Raw genomic sequence first — 16,625 nt, 5'->3', positions numbered from 1 at the left:
CAAATACGCGCATCGGCAACCGCATCTATACCATAAAAAACCTAACGCCGTCCAAGTAGCGCGTCAACGCAGAAATGGCCGGCGGTGAATTCCCGACTGGTAGCGTCTCACGTTTGAGATTGGCTCATCCCCCTCTTTACTCGACCGCAAGAGCCAGCTGTTTGGGACTATTGGTGCACCGCCGAAACAGCAGATAAATGGATTGGGGTTCGGTTGGACTTCGATTAGTATTCAAAAGACACATGATGCCCTTTGCGGTTAGGAGCCGAGCCTTCGCTTAGATAAGTAACAGATGCAATAGAGGGAACCTTATGTTCAAAAAACTCGCGTTTGTATCCATCTTGCTTGCAATTGTGTTCGGCTTCGAAAGCGCGGCCATAGCCGAGCCGACTTTCATCATGGTCACTCATTCTCCCGCCTCCGACAGCTATTGGCTCGGTGTAATAAAGGGCTTGGAGCAGGCGGCCAAAGACCTGGGCGTGACGGTCCAGTATCGCGGCATCGAGAAAAACCTGAACGATCCCAACCAGCAGCGCCGAAATCTGGAAGCCGCGATCGCCGCCAAACCCGACGGCATCATCGTGTCCGACCCGACGCCAACCTCACTGAACGCGACAATCAAGAAGGCCTCGGATGCGGGGATTCCCGTGATCATCGTCAATCAAGGCGGCGATCAGGTCGCAAGTGTCGGCGCCCTAGCATTCGTCGGTGACGATCCCGGCACGCAGGGTGCACTAGCTGCGGCCCAATTCAACGCACTTGGCGCAAAACATGCTTTGATCATCACTGCCCCTGTCGGCGCACTCTCCTTTCTCGATGCCCGCACAAACGAATTTAAGAAAGCGTTCACGGGCACCTCGACTTTGGCTGAAATCCCCTTGACCGATTTCAACAATTCGACACGTATCAAGACAATTGCCGAGACACAGCTAGAAAAGGACAACTCGATCGACGCCGTATTCTCCATTGGAGGCTGTTGCATTGCGGCAATGACCCAGGTCCGCGCCGATCTGGGCGACCGTGGCAAGGGAATGCACTGGGGCACTATCGATGTGACCGAGGGGGCCGCCAAGTCGCTTCAAGCGCATGAGCTCGATTTCGCGCTCGACGCCCAACAATATGCCCAGGGATACTACCCCGTTGTCATGCTGGCATTATATATTCGACAGGGGATCCAGCCAGCCGAGACGGTGCTCACGACCGGCCCCATCGTCATCACCCCGAAAAACGTCGAAAGGTTTCATGCCTCCGATCGCTGAGGCTCGGCGGAACGATGCGACCTATCAATTGTATCCCAGACAGGGGCAGGGAAGATATGAGAGCCGGAAGGATACGATCGATATTCGCGCGGCCCGAATTGACTGCGGTCGCTGGAACGATTGCTGTCTTTGCCTTCTTCGCGATTTTCACGGGAGAGGCTGGCTTCCTTACCCTCGCGATGACACGCAACTATTTGGAGGTTGGCGCGGAAATCGGGATTATCGCTGCGCCGATTACGCTGCTGCTGGTGGCCGGAGAGTTTGATCTTTCGGTAGGGTCGATGGTGGCGACAAACCAAACGATTCTGGGTTATCTGACGGTTCATTGTGACTGGCCGCTTTCGGCCGCCTTTGCCGCCGCCCTCGTCGCGGCGGCGATGGTCGGAACTCTCAACGGTTTGCTCGTTATAAAGACCGGGCTGCCTTCCTTTATCGTGACCCTCGCAATGCTCTTCATCATGCGTGGCGTAGCGCAAGGCAGCGTGCGGATGTTAGTCGGAACCAGCACTATCGACGGCGTGAAAGACGCCATGATCGGCGATGCTCTCGTCTTCCTGTTCGCATCATCGATTGGCCCTTTCTCGATTTCCGTCATTTGGTGGATCCTCGTGACAATTCTTGGGGCTTGGGTCCTTGAGAAAACGGTCTTCGGGAACTGGATCTATGCGACAGGTGGAGACCTGCGCGCCGCCCAACGGTTGGGCATTCCCGTCAGGAAGGTCAAACTACTGCTTTACATTGCGGTCGCGGTTTCGACGACCTTGGTCGCGGCGCTCGATGTCCTTGCCATCAACCAAAGCGATGCCAATGCAGCGGTGGGGCGCGAATTCGAGGTGGTAACGGCGGCAGTGATCGGCGGCGCCCTTCTGACCGGAGGCTTTGGTTCGCCGATCGGTTCCTTCTTCGGCGCACTTGTCTTCGGCATGGTCGGCCAAGGCTTTTTCTTCACCCCACTACCTGACGTCTGGTACATGACCTTTCTTGGATTCATGTTGCTGGCGGCGGTCCTGATCAACAACCATACGCGACTACAGGCAATGAAACCGGCGAGGTTGGCTCATAGACAATGAACCTTTTCTGGAGGCCATCTGCGTCTCGAAGTCCTATCAAAATGTCTCGGCGCTAACGGATGTAAGTCTTTCCGTCCGGCCCGGTGAAGTGGTTTGCCTGCTCGGCGACAACGGTGCCGGCAAGTCGACGCTGGTTCAAATCTTAAGTGGGGTGGAGAGGCCCGATCGGGGCGCGCTACGCGTATGCGGAACGGAGGTGCGCCTCGATTCACCATCGCAGGCGCTTGACAGAGGTATTGCCACGGTCTTTCAGGACCTCGCGCTGGTCTCGATGATGCCCGTGTATCGCAATTTTGTCCTGGGGCGAGAGCCGAGGATAGGATGGGGACCTTTCCAGCGGTTCGACACCCGTCGCGCCATCGCCGCGACAGAGGATGCTCTGCGCGTTTTTGGCCTCGGCTCCGACGCCGTGCGCAAACCGATCGGCACACTATCGGGCGGTCAACGCCAAAGTGTTGCGGTCGCGAGAGCTTTGCATTTCGGAGCTCGCATCCTCATCCTCGACGAACCTACGTCGGCTCTCGGTCTAAAACAGGCGGATAATATGCTGAGTTATCTGCAGAAGGCGAAAGACGCAGGAATCGGCATGGTTCTCGTCACACACAATGTCCAGCATGCCTACTCGATCGGGGATACGTTCGTAGTGCTTTCCCTCGGGCGACAGCTCGGAACATTCGACAAGTCGACGCTCGACGAGACGCAACTAGCGAGGCTGATGGCGGGCAAGGTCGACACTCCGACAAAAGCTTAGAACGGAGCGCGGAATAGCTGCTCCCAGCTCGGTGACTATGTTCACTGTGATCGCTTTTTAAGTGCGGAACCGAGCGCCAACTGCAGGCCCGCAGCGCCTAAAGGCTTGTACAAGCAATCGACTGCTCCGCGTTTTATAAGTTGGAGCCGCAGTGTCTCGTCCTTCAGTGCCGTGATGAAGACGATTGGTGTATGCAACCTGCGGCTTGCCATTTCGCGCTGCAATTCCGGTCCGGTCATCCCGGGCATTCCAATGTCGAGTATCAAGCAATCGGACAGGGTAGCGGCTTCCGATGCCAGAAATTCCTCTGCCGAAGCGAAGGTTTCGACGCGGTGACAAAATGCCCGCAGCAAGTCTTGAAGCGATTCACGCACCGACAAGTCGTCGTCGACGACCGACACTAGATAAGGAGTTGCGCTCATGAAGTCCCCACGGAATTTCCTGTACAACCGAGCACGTGACGATTGATGGTCTGAACTGCTCCGGCGGGCGCGAGAACGGCGATGCTGGCTGGTATGTTGTCCAAAATCGCGCGCTGAAGGTGGCCCCCTTCGCATTCAGGTCGACGGTGGCTCCCTGTCACCGTGCTCGACGGCAAGGCCGCACCGTTCCCTCACCCTTCCGCGTCCATCTCGAAGTGAATTGCAACCGATGTCGAAAAAACGGCAGAGACCATCAAACCGCAGAAGCTGCGCTTGCATATCGGCACGTTCGCCAGACGCCACGATAGACGCCCATCGAACAAGGAAGTCCTGCAAATTGTCCGGGCTGACTGTCGCTTCCAGTCAAGAGGGTCTAATCCGGTTTCATTCAGGCCGCCGAACTCCGACCAGTCTCGCTTGAGGAAATTTACGTCCCCTTGGGGGGCGCGCTAAAAACCAGGCCCGGAAGCGTATTCAGGATGCGACCGAGCTCGACGTCCATAGCCATTCCTTTCGCGAATAGCTCTCCACGCGACGATACCTCAACAGCTGATGAATGCATATTGTCTGATGGTATCGGTTCTGGGAGCGAAGGTGTTCCCGATACTTAGGTTGTTTGGCGAGATCAAATTGAGATCGTCCACGAAAGGACGCATTGCTTCAAGCAAAATGTTGCCGATAGTGCTGATGCTCCCGATGGGATGGCCATGGTTTGCCGTCCCGGCTCGGGGGATGGATGGCATCGCGGATCAGTATTGGCGACACGGGCGGAACTGGTCGAGGCGATCATCGAACGATATCGATCGAGTTGTGGAAATCTTCCATCCAATGTGAATTTATATGTTGATAGAAATTCCTGTGGAACGTGCCAGACATATTTGCCGCAAATGGCTGAAAAGATGGGAATCTCTAATTTGAACCTAAATTTTGCGAGCGGTCGCTCAGCAATCGTCCGCATGGAAAATTTGAGTGGTTAAATTAGCATGGGCAAATTTCATTCCACATTTTCATCTGTTGGAAACAAACAAGATTTCTCTCCTGAGGCCTGAAGAGATTATTTCGATCCTTCGTGTGCTAAGCAACGGGAAGAAGATGTCGGTGGCTCCATTCAATTTATCGGCGAAGATGGAAAGAAATACTCTTTTATTATGAATTATAAGGGAGAAGAAGGTATTTCTGTATCATATGACCGCTACAACAAATCAGATTTTTCTCGAAACTTCTCGATGATTTCGCAATCTAGTGAAATAAATAGAGAAGGGTTTGACATTTTGGATAATGGCGCTTCTGTGCCCAGAAATAGGTATCTTTCTTGGGATATTGCGCGTGTAGTTGTGGATGAATTTCTTGTCAATCCGGAGAGTAAACCTAAGTCCGTGAAGTGGATTGACGCAAAATATTTGGATTGGCCAGGGAGTTATTGATATAATTGCTTTTTCAAAAGTGATGAAATCGCGTCGAATTGTTGTCATTCGTTATTCAGCCCAATCGTCCGTCGAGGACCGGCTAGGCTGCAAGGTATATTCCAGTTGAGAAAGAACCCAAGGATGCGTTTAAAGACTGTTGCCGCTTGGTGCACTATTGGCTTTTTGGCAGGTTGCGCCGGGACCCCAGACCCCGCCAAGGTCGCTGCGCAGCAACATGAAGGATCTTCACAGATTTTGGCAAACAAGAACAAGAAGGGCTCGCTCCTTCTTGTCCGAATGGTGGATTCGCCGCTGTTGGGCGACGTGGATTGTAGCGGTTACATCACCTTGCGCAGGGTCAATGTTGAAAAGCAGACGAGACGGAGCCGCCTGTATCTATCGGTTCCGCAGTCGCGTATCGTTTGCAAAACCCAAACAAACTGGTACTCGGCCAGTTGTTCTCCGCGACCGCGCAGAAATATGCACGATGGTTCGTACCCGTTGCCCCTGGTCGCTACGTCATCACCTACGCGAACTGCAGCTATGGCAATGTCACCATCGAAGCGGGAGGTGATCAGGACGGACTCTTCGGCAGAACATTCAGCTACGTCCACCCATTTGGGGGTGATGCCGCCATCACGATTGGCGAGGGGAAGATCGTTGACGCTGGTTACATTCGACTTGAAGGAACGCGTAGCGACACGCGCGCAGTGGGATCGGAAGCAACGCCGGCCGAGCGTGACCTTATGAAGAGCGTCATGCCGGATGTCTATCCTTCGATAACTTTCACGAAATTCGGTTCATAGCTTCCTGTCTCGCGCCGGTATACGTTGGATAGCATCAGCGTTATCGGGGCCTTGAGGTAGATCCTCAGCTGCCTGAGAATGCGTGAACTGGAGCGATCGAGATTGAAGACCTGCATCAAAGCTATTGGACGAGCGGATGGAAAGGCTCGGGTTACGTTCGTTGATCATGGCAATGGACTCTATTCTTTTGGCGAAGAACAATTGCTTGAGGATGAAGTTCCTGGGTTCGGTCCGTACAGCTACTGGAGTCCAACATACGAGTCGGGGCTTTATGCCGAATTTGCAATGGCAGAGCGCGAGGCTAAAGTAATTATCGAGTGGCTGGTAGAGGCGATCTGACGGTGACCAAACGCCCATAGTGCAGGTACCGGCCCATTCCGGTGTGGGCGAGGCCGACAAGGAGCGGCTGCAGGCGATGCCAGAAAGGGAAGATCCGGTGACGTTGTTTGCCGGGATCCGCGCCGCCCAGGAGGTGCTCGGAAAGCGAGTCCATCGCCGTAGCTCGAATGCGGCGTCCGAAGAACCGGTCGCCATCGATTTCCGGCGATTCACCGCAAGCCTGAAGACGGTCTGGCAGGCTGGAGAGAAACGGTCCACACATCGGCGGCCACATCGAGGCACCAAGCCTTACCCGTGAGGCCGAGCGTGCTGGAGCCGTTCCAGCCCCAGATTCGCGCGTGGCTTTGAGGCGGATCCGTCGCTTTCGGCAGCCTCGGTCCTGCAGCGTCTGATGAGCGCCGATCCGTCACGCTTCACGAAGAGGATCGTGCGGACAGTGCAAATGGCCGTCAAGGCTTGGCGTATGGAAACGGATGGGCAGGTCATACTCAATGGCGACTGGATGAAGTGCGCGCCCGTATCTTCACCCACCGTGGCGGGTGACGATACGGGCCAATCGAGTGCCCTCAGCTTCAGTAACATTCTCGGGTGAGGCAATAGGAGGGGTCAATTCCTCGATTCGCTTGACAAGCCGCCACGGCGCGTTTCTCCGCGTCCCATTTAGACGGCAAGCCCTCGCCATCCCCGATAGGCCTTGCGAACGCGGGACAACAGTCCGCGCCGCATAACTGTCCCACAAATCCTCATGCTCTCATGGTCGTCACCATTTAACATTGAAGCTGAGCTTCCCACCAATTGAGTAGCTGTTGCCAAAGTTCTCGAGGCTGGTGCGCGCGAATGCTTCGCCATTGATGGAATAGCGCTCGTCGAACCAACTGTAGGAACCACCGAGACTCAATCCTCCCCAGAGCGCCCGGTTCTCGCTGACAAACCTCGTTCCCGAGACATCGACATCGGAGCCATCGAGGAAGTCGTTATAGATATTGGCTATGCCGTAGACGTGCGAACGGCCTATCCGGCCGGTGGAATCTTTCCACGCGTTGTCATAATCCGCGGAGAGGCCGAGGCGACCAATCAGGGTATCGCCATCGCGCAGCGATACTGCAGCGCCATAGGGATCGGTGAAGTGGTCGAAGTGTACGGACGAATAGGAAAGCTGGGCTTGCGGTGTCAGCGACCACCGCGCGCCAAGATCGATCTTCTGTGCTGTCTCGATGCTTAGCGCATAACCAAAGTCGTTGTTGTCGTTCGTCAGCGTCTTGCTCAGGGTAGCGGACTTAAGGTCGCTGTTGTACCAGGTCAGTTGCCCCTGAGCATCGACATGGAGGCCGCCATTGCCGTACCAGGTCAACGTGCCACCTAGGCCGTAGCCGGTGGTATTGATATCGCCCGTGCCGAAGATCGAGGATATATCTGCAGAAGCCGTGCCATAGTGGACGCTGAGGCCACCGATCAGGGTGCCGGTGGCGTTTTCAACGAGGGCGCGGTCCAGACCTGCTTGTAGCTTCCAGGTATCCACATCGTAGTCCGTGCCGCTCGTCGATGTTCCGGGTTCTAGATGACTGCGAGCTGCCTCGATCCGTCCCCAGATGCCTTGCGCCATTGTGTTCCCGTCCACGTCAGCCGTCGATTTGCCGGCCTGCCATGACCGGCTGCCGATGCGTTGCTGCAGGGTGTCGAGCTCGTTGAAGCTCTGCAGGACGCCGGCATAGGCCTCGTAGAGCGGCACACCCGGCGCATATAGTGGCTGTGTATCCGGCAGAGGATCAGGAGACGTGGTAGGATCGGGAGTGGTGGTCTTGGTATATGTAGAGCGCAGATACCAGTCGCCATCGGCGGGAGTCGAGACACCTCCCTTGTAGAGACGATAGGCGTATGCGCCGCCGATCACCGCCTGCTGCCCCTGGAAGAGGTAATCGCCGGCCAAGTTGAAAGCGCCGTTCGAAGCGCCGCCGACCTCGATGATCTTGATACCCTCGACCGTCCGCGCGCCGGCGCCGCCGACATTGGTAATCTTGATGGCGCTGGCGCCGGCGGTATTGCCGGTGACGACAAGCTGGTCCGTCGGCGAGGCGTCGGCGCCGAGCGCCGTGTTCAGCAACAATGTACCGTTATTGCCTGTGTAATTATCGACCGTGACTGTGTGATAAGTCGAGGCGTCGAGCGGGTTGGACGGCGTGGCATAGGCGAGCGTTCCGGCATTGGTCAGCGTTGTGAGCGAGGAATTGCCGGTCACGCTCCAGCGGCTGGATGCATCGATCGTCATCGCCACCGGATCGATCGCACCGGAAAGGACCGAGCCGTTCGTCAGATTGACGAGGCCGTTGCTGGAAGCATCCGAAATGATATTGCCGTTCAGCGTCGCGCCATTGGCTGTCAAGGTGACGGTGCTGCCGTTGGTGAGCTGCAAAATATCGCCGTTGCTGAATCCGAGGATCGGGGCATCGGAAACGCTGATGTTCGCATTGCTGCCGTTTGCGAGAATGGCCGGTCCGGCGGTGGATGTCAGACCACCGCCTGAGATATTGACCTGGCTCGCCGTGCCGCCGCCTGTCAACGTCAGCGCGACCGGACCCGAAATTGTGCCTCCGGTGACGTTGACGGTGCTTCCGCCATTGGCCGTGACCGCCCCCGCGCCGCCCGCCGCTTGGGTGAAGGTGCCGCCGGCATTCACGGTTACCGCACCAATCGTCCCCTGATTGACCAGCGTGCCGGCGTTAATCGTCGTCCCGCCGGCGTAGCTGTTGTTAGCTGTTAGGATAGTCGTGCCGGTGCCGATCTGATTGACCACGCCGCTTCCCGAAATCAATCCGGCGAAGGTGGAACTATCCGATCGGTCAAAGGTGAGCGTGCCATTGTTCGTCACGCCGCCGGTGATCGAGCCCGAGGCGCCGCCATTGCCGAGTTGCAGCGTGCCAGCCGAGATCATCGTGCCGCTCGCGACCGCGGCAGCATCGTTAAGGATCAGTGTGCCACCGTTGACGGCCAGCGTGTTAGTGGCGAGGCCGCCGTCGATCTCGGCCGAACCCGAGTTCATGGCGACGCTGTTCACACTGCCGATCGCGTAGGCGGCGCCGTAGGTGAAGCTGCCCGAGCCGAGATCAAACTTCAATGCGCTATTGCCGCCGCCGCTGATGTTGCCGGCGATCGAGCCGCCGGTGATATCCAGAACATTGCTGGCGCCGCTGAGATTGACGTTGCCGGTCACCGTGCCGGCGGTCGTAATGGTCGCCGCGCCGCCGCTTTGATTGACAGCGATGCCCGAGGCTCCGGCGTTGACCCTGGCAGCCGAGCCGATAGTGATTGTGCCGCCCGTAGTGGCGTCGCCATGAATGGCGGCGGCGGTGCCAGAACCACCGTTTACAGTGCCGCCGGTGACACTGATGTTGTAAGTCCTGGTGCCCTTGTTATCGGCAAAGAGGCCGTCGCCGCTGCCATTGTTCGTGACCGTCCCGCCGCTCATGGCGATGCTGGCGGCGCCGGAGCTGGCTGAATTGTTGACCACGGCGTTCAGAGCAGGGTTGGCGCCGCCTTGAACTACGACCGTTCCGCCCGTCATGTTGATACCGGCGCTACCAAGCTCCGCCTGGCTCAAAATGCCCGTGCCCGAAGTTGTCGTGACCGTTCCGCCCCCGATGGTGACGCTGGCGGCGCCGGAAGAGGCGGTGTTGGCGATCACGGCGCGCAGGCCGGGGCCGGTGGAGGTACTGACCGAACCGCCGATCATCGTGACGGCGGCGCTGCCGGTGCCCCCGTTCTGGGCATTCGCGCCACTGCCTGCACTCGTATTGATGAGCTGCCCGCCATTGAGGGTAATCAGGGCATTGCCCGTGCCAGCGCTGTTGTTGATGATCGCAAGGAGCGAGCCTGTAGTGGCGAAATTGCCGCGCGCTGTTACGGTGCCGGTGTCCATCCGGATGACGGCATTGCCGGCAGTCCCGCTATTTGTGACGGAGATACCGTTCGATACCGTTCCGGTCGACTGAATTGATTGGAAGAGAAGTGCATTGACGACGATGTCATTGATGTTGGTCGCCGACGTGCTGATATAGACGGCGCCGTTACCGTTGGTGGTCTTCTGGGCAACCAGATTGGAATTGTTGAGGATCAGGGTAAGGCCGTTCTGGCCATACGAAATGCCGGGCGAGGGATAACTGCTCCCCGAGCAAGTTACCACGCCGCCGACCGGTGCACCGCATTCGTTGGACGCATAAGCGCTGGTTGGTGCAGATGCCAGCATTGCCGTCAGGACGATCAGCGATGCGGAAGAAAGCGCGGCTCGTGGATTGCCGTTGCGGCTCCCGACTCTCTTGCGCCCGGCAACGGCGGTCCTAATCGACGACATAAATATTCCTTCAATCCTGATATATCAAATGTAGTGGATGCGGCCGCCAGACGACGGGCAAACGCGCGTGACAAGACCTGAGCCGGATCATCCGTATCAAGGCGTTTTTGAGATCTTGCGAAGACGCGAGCGATGCAGGCGTTTGCAGAGACGGTGGTGTTCCAAAGGGGTTTTGATTGAGCAGACGCTCGGCTGCGCGCCGACGCCCACGAAAGGATTGTATTCCAGGCGATATCGCCTGTTAGGACCAGAAAGGTCACCGCATGCCTGCATTACCAAATCATGCCCCGCCTTAAGCTCCCGGTTGCCAAAGCTTTTCCCGAAGAATCAAGCTCTTGGAGTAAGGCATAGAACGAGTGGAATGTATTTCAGAATCTTGCCGCTTTGTGAATTTTTGCAACGTATTGTTGCCAGAATGTTACCAAGTTCACACAGCGATCCATCTGCGTGAACGTTTTAATGGCCCGGCGCTTGTTTATCGCGCAACAATGGCTCCTTCAGCATGTCTAGCTACGCAAAATGGAAAGATCAGCTCGGGGAAATTACAACCCAGAGAGACCGAGGCCGCACTTTAACGCGTCCCTTTATTCGCGGCCATGTGTGGTCGCTCAACCGCTTACGCTTCAACCAATCCAGATCAGACGGTTCCAGCCCCAAAGCGCAATGTGTCCCGCTCACGCTCCGCTTCATCATTCGTCGGTTGAACTTGGTTCGCCATGCCCAGCTTCAGCACCTATCGTTTTATGGATGCACGACCTAAAATTTTCTGAGGCAACCGACGACGAGAGGGAACCTCGGCGTCATCATAGATCACGGACCAGCCGAAGGCGGCGGACAAGCCGCAAATTCGTTTTGCGTTCATCGCGAACGTCGATGAACCGTAGTGGAGCGCTCGCCAGCGATTGCGGGAACGCACCTATGCCCGGCCCTTCTGTTTTCGTCATCCAGTCGAGCCCGCCACGGACCAAGGATCGTCCAAGACGCTCGCGCCATGTCGACAGATACTTGTTTGGCCCCAGCGCACCCCGTCTACCAGTTAACGATCAGATAAGGAAACGCGTGACGATCCAGCCCCTCAGTTCAGCGGGACCAGAACCTGCAAGGTAGCGGAAGAACGACAGCCAGAATTCACGATCCATGTTGCCCGCCGCCGTGTCGGCAATTTTTCCCAGCACAGGACCGAGGGTTGCACACCATTCCTCTAATCCGTACTGCGCCATCTGCCGCAAACGAGGGATCATTGAATTCCAGTCTTCGACCGTTCCATGGAGAATAATCTGGGGAATGCCGCAAACCACATCGCGTCTCGTATTTAAAATAGTCCTTGAAAGCATCCATCCAGCAGAGATCAAACGCCGCTGCCTCTACAGCAGTCGTCGTAGAAAAGCGAACGCCCAGGATATCCTTCAAATGCGGAATGTTCAGAGCGATCTGTTCCGAAAATTCCGAGAACAGCTCCGGCCACGGATTTTCCTGCCCAAGAAAGAAGTCCGATGGGAAACCTCAAGTCCCTTCTTACCTCCGTGCGCGACAAAGTGCGAACGTAGTGCCTCGCTGCTCAGCGATACGTGAGTTGCAAAGCCTTGAGCGACACAGAACCAGATATCGTCCGGTCGTATAATCAAAGGATGATGATCATAGAAGGCACGGCGGGCTGCCTCAGCAAATGCGTGGTTAGGTTCGCAGCAAACCAAAGTCGAAGTGGCGCAGCCGATGGCCTCCACCAGCTTGGTGCTGAGACCTCGCATGGCTTCGTGAGCATCGAACTGCTTGGACAGGCTGCCGGGGGGGGGGGACGTCGGATAAACCAAAACTTGCATCAGTACAATTTTCTGCTCGGTGTGGCATGCGCCGGCCGGTAGCGACCGGCCCGATACCTGTGCTCGGTTGTGTTCTGGGCCGACAATCGCATTAAGATCGTAGCCCATTATTGCGCGTTTCCTGAGTTCTTCCCCGGCGGTACGGATTTCACAACGCCGGTCATTTCAAAACCACTGCCCGTTATCCGCGTCAAAAGTCCAACACGTGCCGACCAGACGACTTATCTCCGGCGCAACAAAGCCAATGAGATTGGTAATGAGACCTGGATCATCCTTGTTGTCCCACGACTGCGCTGCCTTCTAGATCAGGGAAATTTGCGGCGATCTCTGAGATTCCGTCAGCACATGTGCCCCACTGCTCAATTGAATATCCAATTCAGCCTGTGCACCGAACTTCAAGTGTTGCGAAGTGATCTGTTGAAGCGGTTCGCGATATCTAGTCAGCGCGGCTTGCAGAGGTGTCAAATCCTCAAAGCCGTGACGGAACAGGATCATCCAGGAGAGACGCGGCATTTTAACCTCTATTTTGTTTCACAACGCGCCCGCAAGCGTCACGCTGGCGGCATAAAACACCCCGCCAGCTTGCCAGAGCGGACGGCTATTTCTCTAGATTCAGCATGACGTAAGCTTCGCCGCCTTTGCGGTCATGCTGGAAGATGAAGCGCCTGCCCTTGATCGTCGCGATGAAAGGCTGATTTGGCTTGTCGTCTTGCGGAACCTTGTCCGCAAATTCTGCGACGGTACGCAGGAATTGCTGATGCAAAGTCGTGTCTGCACGGTTAGGGCTGGTGATGGCACATTCCTTGCCAGGCTTGATCTGCACGGACATAGACTCGTCTTTGGTCATGCCGCTTTGCTCGCCGCCGAGATCGAGGAAAGTGACGCCATAGCGCTTAGCCCCTTGGATGCCCGCTGCAAAATCGGGGGCGGTCTGCAGGCACAGTTTCTTGAAGGCATTTATGGCGACGTCGGTCTTACCGGCCGGAGCGGCGGCCGCCGATGTTGACTGTGGTGAGGAGGTCGTGCATCCAGCTAGCGCCACCGTCAGCGCCAAGCCAATTGTCGTGATTTTGCCATTCTTATTGATTGCGTATTGATGCTTCATGGTACCTGTAACTTTATGCTCGCTAATACAAGGATCCGAGGCAAGGCCCCAGTCGGTAGCGAGACCATGCCAGCGCCGTTTGAGTCAATGATTGTCGCCACTCGAAATAGTAGTATTGCTAACGGGAGATTTATACCGTCTTTCACCGCGCCGAGTGTTGTGATCACGTCCTCGATAGAGGTGATGCGGTCAACCTGGACATCCTGGCCCCTCTAGCCAAACATCTAAGATGTCCCCCAACTTCCCACCCGTCCGGTGCTAACGAAATTGGACCTGAATGAAGTCTGCTGAAGCGGAACATGCCGACCGTCGACGGACAGTTGGTGCAACTGTAAACCGAACTTGGTCGATGAAGTGCCCGACGCGGATAGGGAATCTTTTCAGGTGATTCGCTTTGAGTCGCGAATCAGTCCTTGGAGCATAGTGTTATGGCTCAAGAGATCATACGGAGAACCGCTAAGCCTTTGGTGAAACTGACGATCGCGGAATGAGACCAGGTTCTGCTGGAGATCAGCAGGACCCGGCACTACACGACTTTGGTATTAAGAGCAGTCAACGACACTGCTGCGAGGCGCATGGATGCCCTCGCCAATAAGATCGACCGGGAGCGCGAAGAGCTGGCCGCTGATTTTTCAGCGGCTTCCGGGAAAATCCTCGTTCCGGCGCTCGAACTTATCGACGATTTCGACCGGCGCGTGATGTCGTGACGCCATTGGAGCCCTCTCCAATGCCTTAACCATCTCCACCCGCGTCGTTATGCCAAGTCCAGACGGTGGCATCGCCCGGGTGAGCGGAAATGGTCAAGGCTTGCTTGACGCATTAATCCGGCATTGGATCGCGGCCTATCCACCATGTGGACGCTCATATCCCCAGCCTTCATCCAAAAATATATTCAAGTCTGTCAGCGACATCCGACAGAAAGAGAAACCCGCTGGCTACGAGCGTCAATCCGTTGGTTGGATCAGTTGCAGGGCTTCGAGAGAGCCAGTTTCGCCATAAGCAACGAGCCGCGCCCTGATTCTTAGGGCCACCGCTTCAAAAACTGGAAATCGTTGAAGATGCTTTTCATCGATCCAAGCAGCATCCATCTCTTCGCCGGGTGGCAAGAAATTGAGAGGCTCGCCGTTCTTGATCTCTTGGAGATGGCCATCCAAGCCTACCGGCGTCAGCATGAAGCCGGTACCGGCGTGCATTAATACCCGGTCCAGCCAGAATTCATAAGCATCACGCTCGATTTTCATTTGCTCTAAGTCAGTCATCGCGTCAATCCCACGTCCAGTCCGAAGGACACCTAAGCGATCACATTCGCTTAGTCGAGTAGGAGAGTTGGACCTTGATTTAATGATATCGCCCATATCTGTGAGTCGCCGCACGCAGACCACAAACACGTCGACCTAACGATACGGCCCAATGTCCCCAAAGAAATTGGGGGCGTCATGCAGCGCGATGTCCGAGTAGTAACGAGGCCGAATAGCTTCAAGGTATTGCAACTGCCGACGCTCGCCGAGTCCCAGGGAATAGCAAGGGCACTGTGCACCCGCTCACGGCCTGCCCGTGGAGGGGCATGTCAGCACATGCTAGACGATTGGATTACGCACGAATCGTGCCCTTAACGAGAATTCAGCAACGGTCGACATACAGGCAAGAAGATGACGATTAAAACACCTCCCAAACGCGTCTTCGACCCGATGTTGCCGCGGATGGGACAGTATCGGTCAATTCCGGAAACGGAAGACAAAGCCTTCAGTGTATGGCTTCAGGGCCAGTTCGACGAGATATACTCGTCATCCGAGACGCCGCCGCTCTGCCCGCATTGCCAAAGCGGCCAAACGGTGCTTGCGACCCGTGCCGCCCATCCGAAGCCGGTTCTGCCGGTGTTTCGGTGCATCGCCTGCGATGTACATTTCCGCCGCACGACCGGCACACCACTATGGGCGTTGAAATTTCAAAATTTAACGCAATTCATCGGACTGTTGTCGCAACAACGACCGGTCACCGAAGCGGCTGCGATCCTCGGCGTCAAGCCGGTGACCGTCAGCCGCTGGATCAGACGTACGCGCGAGTGGATAATGGATCTCGATCCAACCGGCCACTGGGATTCAAAGGTTCGGCTTGGCATGGAAATTCGTCCAGATATTCCGTGCCCTAACTGTGGCGCGACAGATCACATGCATTATCGGGGCTTTACCTCGGACACCGGTGATCGCTTGTGTCGTTGTGATGCCTGTGGGCAGTTCGCTCGCCTGTCAAACGTGCTACGCGACCAAGGCCCTGATTTCGTGCTTGAGCACCGCGTCGTAAACCGACCGCCATCGACGCGCCGCAAGACGTCTACTGCTGTGGAATGAACTGCCTTGCCCCTGTTGTCGTGAATTGCACGTAAATGACCGTGTCAAATTTACACAGCTTTCACCAAAAGAACGAGAACTTCCCTAAAGTTAGTTCTCCATATCCGTGTGGCGATTGACGCGCAGCTGCAACTCAACGAATGAAAGAGCCGGCAATCTCCGCGTGAAGTCTGAAGAGACGAATGCGGCGGAACGGCCATTTGAATTGGTACCGCAGGTAAAGAGGCAGGAAATCGTCATGGGCAGGGAACCAGTGCGGGGTTCTGATAGGTCGTGCGGACACATTACGGCACGAAATTTGGGTGGTTTGCATTCCGTCTTCCGTCTTGCCCATCAGTCTTTGGCGCTGCTGCTGAGCTGCCTGCTGGTGTACCAGCCGGCGATTGCTAACGCTCAGTCGATTTCGGCCAGCACGATGGCGCCTGTCGCCAACCAGCCGAGCGTCGGAGCGGCGCCGAATGGCGTGCCGCTCATCGATATCGTCACGCCGAACGCTGCCGGCCTGTCACATAACAAATATGACAGCCTCTCAGTCGGCACCCAGGGCGCAATCCTCAACAATTTCAAGGGCGAGCAAGGCACCTCGAACCTCGGCGGCGTGACGCCGGGTAACCCGAACCTCAATGCCTCGAACCCGGCTTCGGTCATCCTGAATGAGGTGACCAGTTCCAATCGCTCGGCGCTGAACGGCCCGATGGAAATCTTCGGCACAAAAGCCGACGTGATAGTGGCAAATCCTAATGGAATAAGTTGCAATGGCTGCGGCTTCATCAACACGCCGCATGCGACGCTGACGACCGGCGTGCCCAATATCGGCGCCGACGGAAGCCTTGCCGGCTTTACCGTCAATGGCGGCGACGTCACCTTCGAGGGAGCCGGCGGCAACTTCGCCGCTGCGCCCGGTGCCGTCGATCTGTTTGATGTGGTGTCGCGCACCATCCATGTGAATGGGCC

The 16,625-nt window shown here is 56.4% G+C and carries 16 protein-coding genes and 1 pseudogene; 9 read left to right on the top strand and 8 right to left on the bottom strand.

What is annotated here, in order from left to right; all coding sequences use genetic code 11:
• Positions 1 to 311: 311 nt before the first annotated feature.
• The 3 genes from K290_RS0127890 (at position 312) to K290_RS0127880 (ending at position 3,080) form a co-directional block, all read left to right on the top strand.
• Positions 312 to 1,259, top strand: coding sequence for a substrate-binding domain-containing protein (locus tag K290_RS0127890; protein WP_028754862.1), 948 nt, complete (start codon positions 312 to 314; stop codon positions 1,257 to 1,259).
• A gap of 98 nt (positions 1,260 to 1,357) precedes the next feature.
• Positions 1,358 to 2,329 (top strand): ABC transporter permease, encoded by a 972-nt coding sequence (locus K290_RS0127885; protein ID WP_161631254.1) that lies wholly within the window; start codon positions 1,358 to 1,360, stop codon positions 2,327 to 2,329.
• On the top strand, positions 2,319 to 3,080 hold the full coding sequence (locus K290_RS0127880; RefSeq protein ID WP_028754860.1) for an ATP-binding cassette domain-containing protein: 762 nt from the start codon (positions 2,319 to 2,321) through the stop codon (positions 3,078 to 3,080). Before K290_RS0127885 ends, K290_RS0127880 begins: the two co-directional genes overlap by 11 nt.
• A 41-nt stretch (positions 3,081 to 3,121) precedes the next feature.
• Here the strand turns inward: K290_RS0127880 and K290_RS0127875 are convergent, their stop codons facing one another.
• A complete protein-coding gene (locus tag K290_RS0127875) occupies positions 3,122 to 3,502 on the bottom strand; it encodes a response regulator transcription factor (protein WP_028754859.1) in 381 nt (126 codons plus the stop codon).
• Positions 3,503 to 4,650: 1,148 nt separating this feature from the next.
• Between K290_RS0127875 and K290_RS37500 the strand changes: the two genes are divergently transcribed.
• The 3 genes from K290_RS37500 to K290_RS0127860 all read left to right on the top strand — a co-directional run bounded on the left by K290_RS37500 (position 4,651) and on the right by K290_RS0127860 (position 6,053).
• Positions 4,651 to 4,926 carry a hypothetical protein gene (locus K290_RS37500; protein WP_154668684.1) on the top strand — a complete coding sequence of 92 codons (276 nt, stop codon included), beginning with the start codon at positions 4,651 to 4,653 and terminating at the stop codon, positions 4,924 to 4,926.
• Positions 4,927 to 5,330: 404 nt separating this feature from the next.
• Positions 5,331 to 5,714: a hypothetical protein gene (locus K290_RS38535; protein ID WP_245276692.1), complete on the top strand. Its 384-nt coding sequence runs from the start codon at positions 5,331 to 5,333 to the stop codon at positions 5,712 to 5,714.
• Between the two features lie 78 nt (positions 5,715 to 5,792).
• Positions 5,793 to 6,053, top strand: coding sequence for a hypothetical protein (locus tag K290_RS0127860; protein WP_037136444.1), 261 nt, complete (start codon positions 5,793 to 5,795; stop codon positions 6,051 to 6,053).
• Between the two features lie 760 nt (positions 6,054 to 6,813).
• On the opposite strand, the gene K290_RS0127845 is transcribed toward K290_RS0127860, so the two are convergent.
• From K290_RS0127845 to K290_RS0127830, 6 genes and pseudogenes are all read right to left on the bottom strand, one after another.
• On the bottom strand, positions 6,814 to 10,398 hold the full coding sequence (locus K290_RS0127845) for an autotransporter outer membrane beta-barrel domain-containing protein (protein WP_051264237.1): 3,585 nt from the start codon (positions 10,396 to 10,398) through the stop codon (positions 6,814 to 6,816).
• A gap of 1,043 nt (positions 10,399 to 11,441) precedes the next feature.
• On the bottom strand, positions 11,442 to 11,750 hold the full coding sequence (locus K290_RS36575) for a DUF4419 domain-containing protein (RefSeq protein WP_191055857.1): 309 nt from the start codon (positions 11,748 to 11,750) through the stop codon (positions 11,442 to 11,444).
• 22 nt (positions 11,751 to 11,772) lie between these two features.
• Positions 11,773 to 11,817: pseudogene (locus tag K290_RS39000) on the bottom strand (hypothetical protein); the annotation flags it as partial.
• Between the two features lie 2 nt (positions 11,818 to 11,819).
• The gene (locus K290_RS36570; protein ID WP_081670448.1) at positions 11,820 to 12,326 is read right to left on the bottom strand and encodes a DUF4419 domain-containing protein; all 507 of its coding nucleotides are present in this window, start codon (positions 12,324 to 12,326) and stop codon (positions 11,820 to 11,822) included.
• A 192-nt stretch (positions 12,327 to 12,518) separates the two neighbouring features.
• Positions 12,519 to 12,731, bottom strand: coding sequence for a hypothetical protein (locus tag K290_RS38190; RefSeq protein WP_154668683.1), 213 nt, complete (start codon positions 12,729 to 12,731; stop codon positions 12,519 to 12,521).
• An 85-nt stretch (positions 12,732 to 12,816) separates the two neighbouring features.
• The gene (locus K290_RS0127830) at positions 12,817 to 13,323 is read right to left on the bottom strand and encodes a hypothetical protein (protein WP_051264236.1); all 507 of its coding nucleotides are present in this window, start codon (positions 13,321 to 13,323) and stop codon (positions 12,817 to 12,819) included.
• Positions 13,324 to 13,898: 575 nt separating this feature from the next.
• Between K290_RS0127830 and K290_RS38795 the strand changes: the two genes are divergently transcribed.
• The gene (locus K290_RS38795) at positions 13,899 to 14,030 is read left to right on the top strand and encodes a hypothetical protein (RefSeq protein WP_280750648.1); all 132 of its coding nucleotides are present in this window, start codon (positions 13,899 to 13,901) and stop codon (positions 14,028 to 14,030) included.
• A 237-nt stretch (positions 14,031 to 14,267) separates the two neighbouring features.
• Here the strand turns inward: K290_RS38795 and K290_RS0127820 are convergent, their stop codons facing one another.
• Positions 14,268 to 14,582, bottom strand: a complete 315-nt coding sequence (locus K290_RS0127820) for a hypothetical protein (protein ID WP_154668682.1) — start codon at positions 14,580 to 14,582, stop codon at positions 14,268 to 14,270.
• Positions 14,583 to 14,972: 390 nt separating this feature from the next.
• On the opposite strand from K290_RS0127820, the gene K290_RS36565 reads away from it, so the two are divergent.
• Together K290_RS36565 and K290_RS35155 are read left to right on the top strand one after the other, a co-directional pair.
• The gene (locus tag K290_RS36565) at positions 14,973 to 15,671 is read left to right on the top strand and encodes a DUF746 domain-containing protein (protein ID WP_081670447.1); all 699 of its coding nucleotides are present in this window, start codon (positions 14,973 to 14,975) and stop codon (positions 15,669 to 15,671) included.
• A gap of 298 nt (positions 15,672 to 15,969) precedes the next feature.
• Positions 15,970 to 16,625 (top strand): filamentous hemagglutinin N-terminal domain-containing protein (locus K290_RS35155; RefSeq protein ID WP_245276691.1); only part of this gene is annotated, 656 nt, incomplete at its 3' end.

Origin of the sequence: Rhizobium leucaenae USDA 9039 (genome assembly GCF_000426285.1) — a bacterium.
Taxonomy (GTDB): Bacteria; Pseudomonadota; Alphaproteobacteria; order Rhizobiales; family Rhizobiaceae; genus Rhizobium; species Rhizobium leucaenae.
Note: the sequence above shows the minus strand (reverse complement) of the source record. Positions and strands in the feature narration are given on the sequence as shown.

Excerpts from the sequence above, each read along its gene's own strand:
- K290_RS38795 (WP_280750648.1), top strand. The coding sequence starts at position 13,899 with ATGGATGCCCTCGCCAATAAGATCGACCGGGAGCGCGAAGAGCTGGCC.
- K290_RS0127820 (WP_154668682.1), bottom strand. The coding sequence starts at position 14,582 with ATGACTGACTTAGAGCAAATGAAAATCGAGCGTGATGCTTATGAATTC.
- K290_RS38190 (WP_154668683.1), bottom strand. The coding sequence starts at position 12,731 with ATGCCGCGTCTCTCCTGGATGATCCTGTTCCGTCACGGCTTTGAGGAT.
- K290_RS36570 (WP_081670448.1), bottom strand. The coding sequence starts at position 12,326 with ATGGGCTACGATCTTAATGCGATTGTCGGCCCAGAACACAACCGAGCA.
- K290_RS36565 (WP_081670447.1), top strand. The coding sequence starts at position 14,973 with ATGACGATTAAAACACCTCCCAAACGCGTCTTCGACCCGATGTTGCCG.
- K290_RS0127890 (WP_028754862.1), top strand. The coding sequence starts at position 312 with ATGTTCAAAAAACTCGCGTTTGTATCCATCTTGCTTGCAATTGTGTTC.
- K290_RS0127830 (WP_051264236.1), bottom strand. The coding sequence starts at position 13,323 with ATGAAGCATCAATACGCAATCAATAAGAATGGCAAAATCACGACAATT.
- K290_RS0127875 (WP_028754859.1), bottom strand. The coding sequence starts at position 3,502 with ATGAGCGCAACTCCTTATCTAGTGTCGGTCGTCGACGACGACTTGTCG.
- K290_RS0127845 (WP_051264237.1), bottom strand. The coding sequence starts at position 10,398 with ATGTCGTCGATTAGGACCGCCGTTGCCGGGCGCAAGAGAGTCGGGAGC.
- K290_RS0127860 (WP_037136444.1), top strand. The coding sequence starts at position 5,793 with ATGCGTGAACTGGAGCGATCGAGATTGAAGACCTGCATCAAAGCTATT.
- K290_RS37500 (WP_154668684.1), top strand. The coding sequence starts at position 4,651 with ATGAATTATAAGGGAGAAGAAGGTATTTCTGTATCATATGACCGCTAC.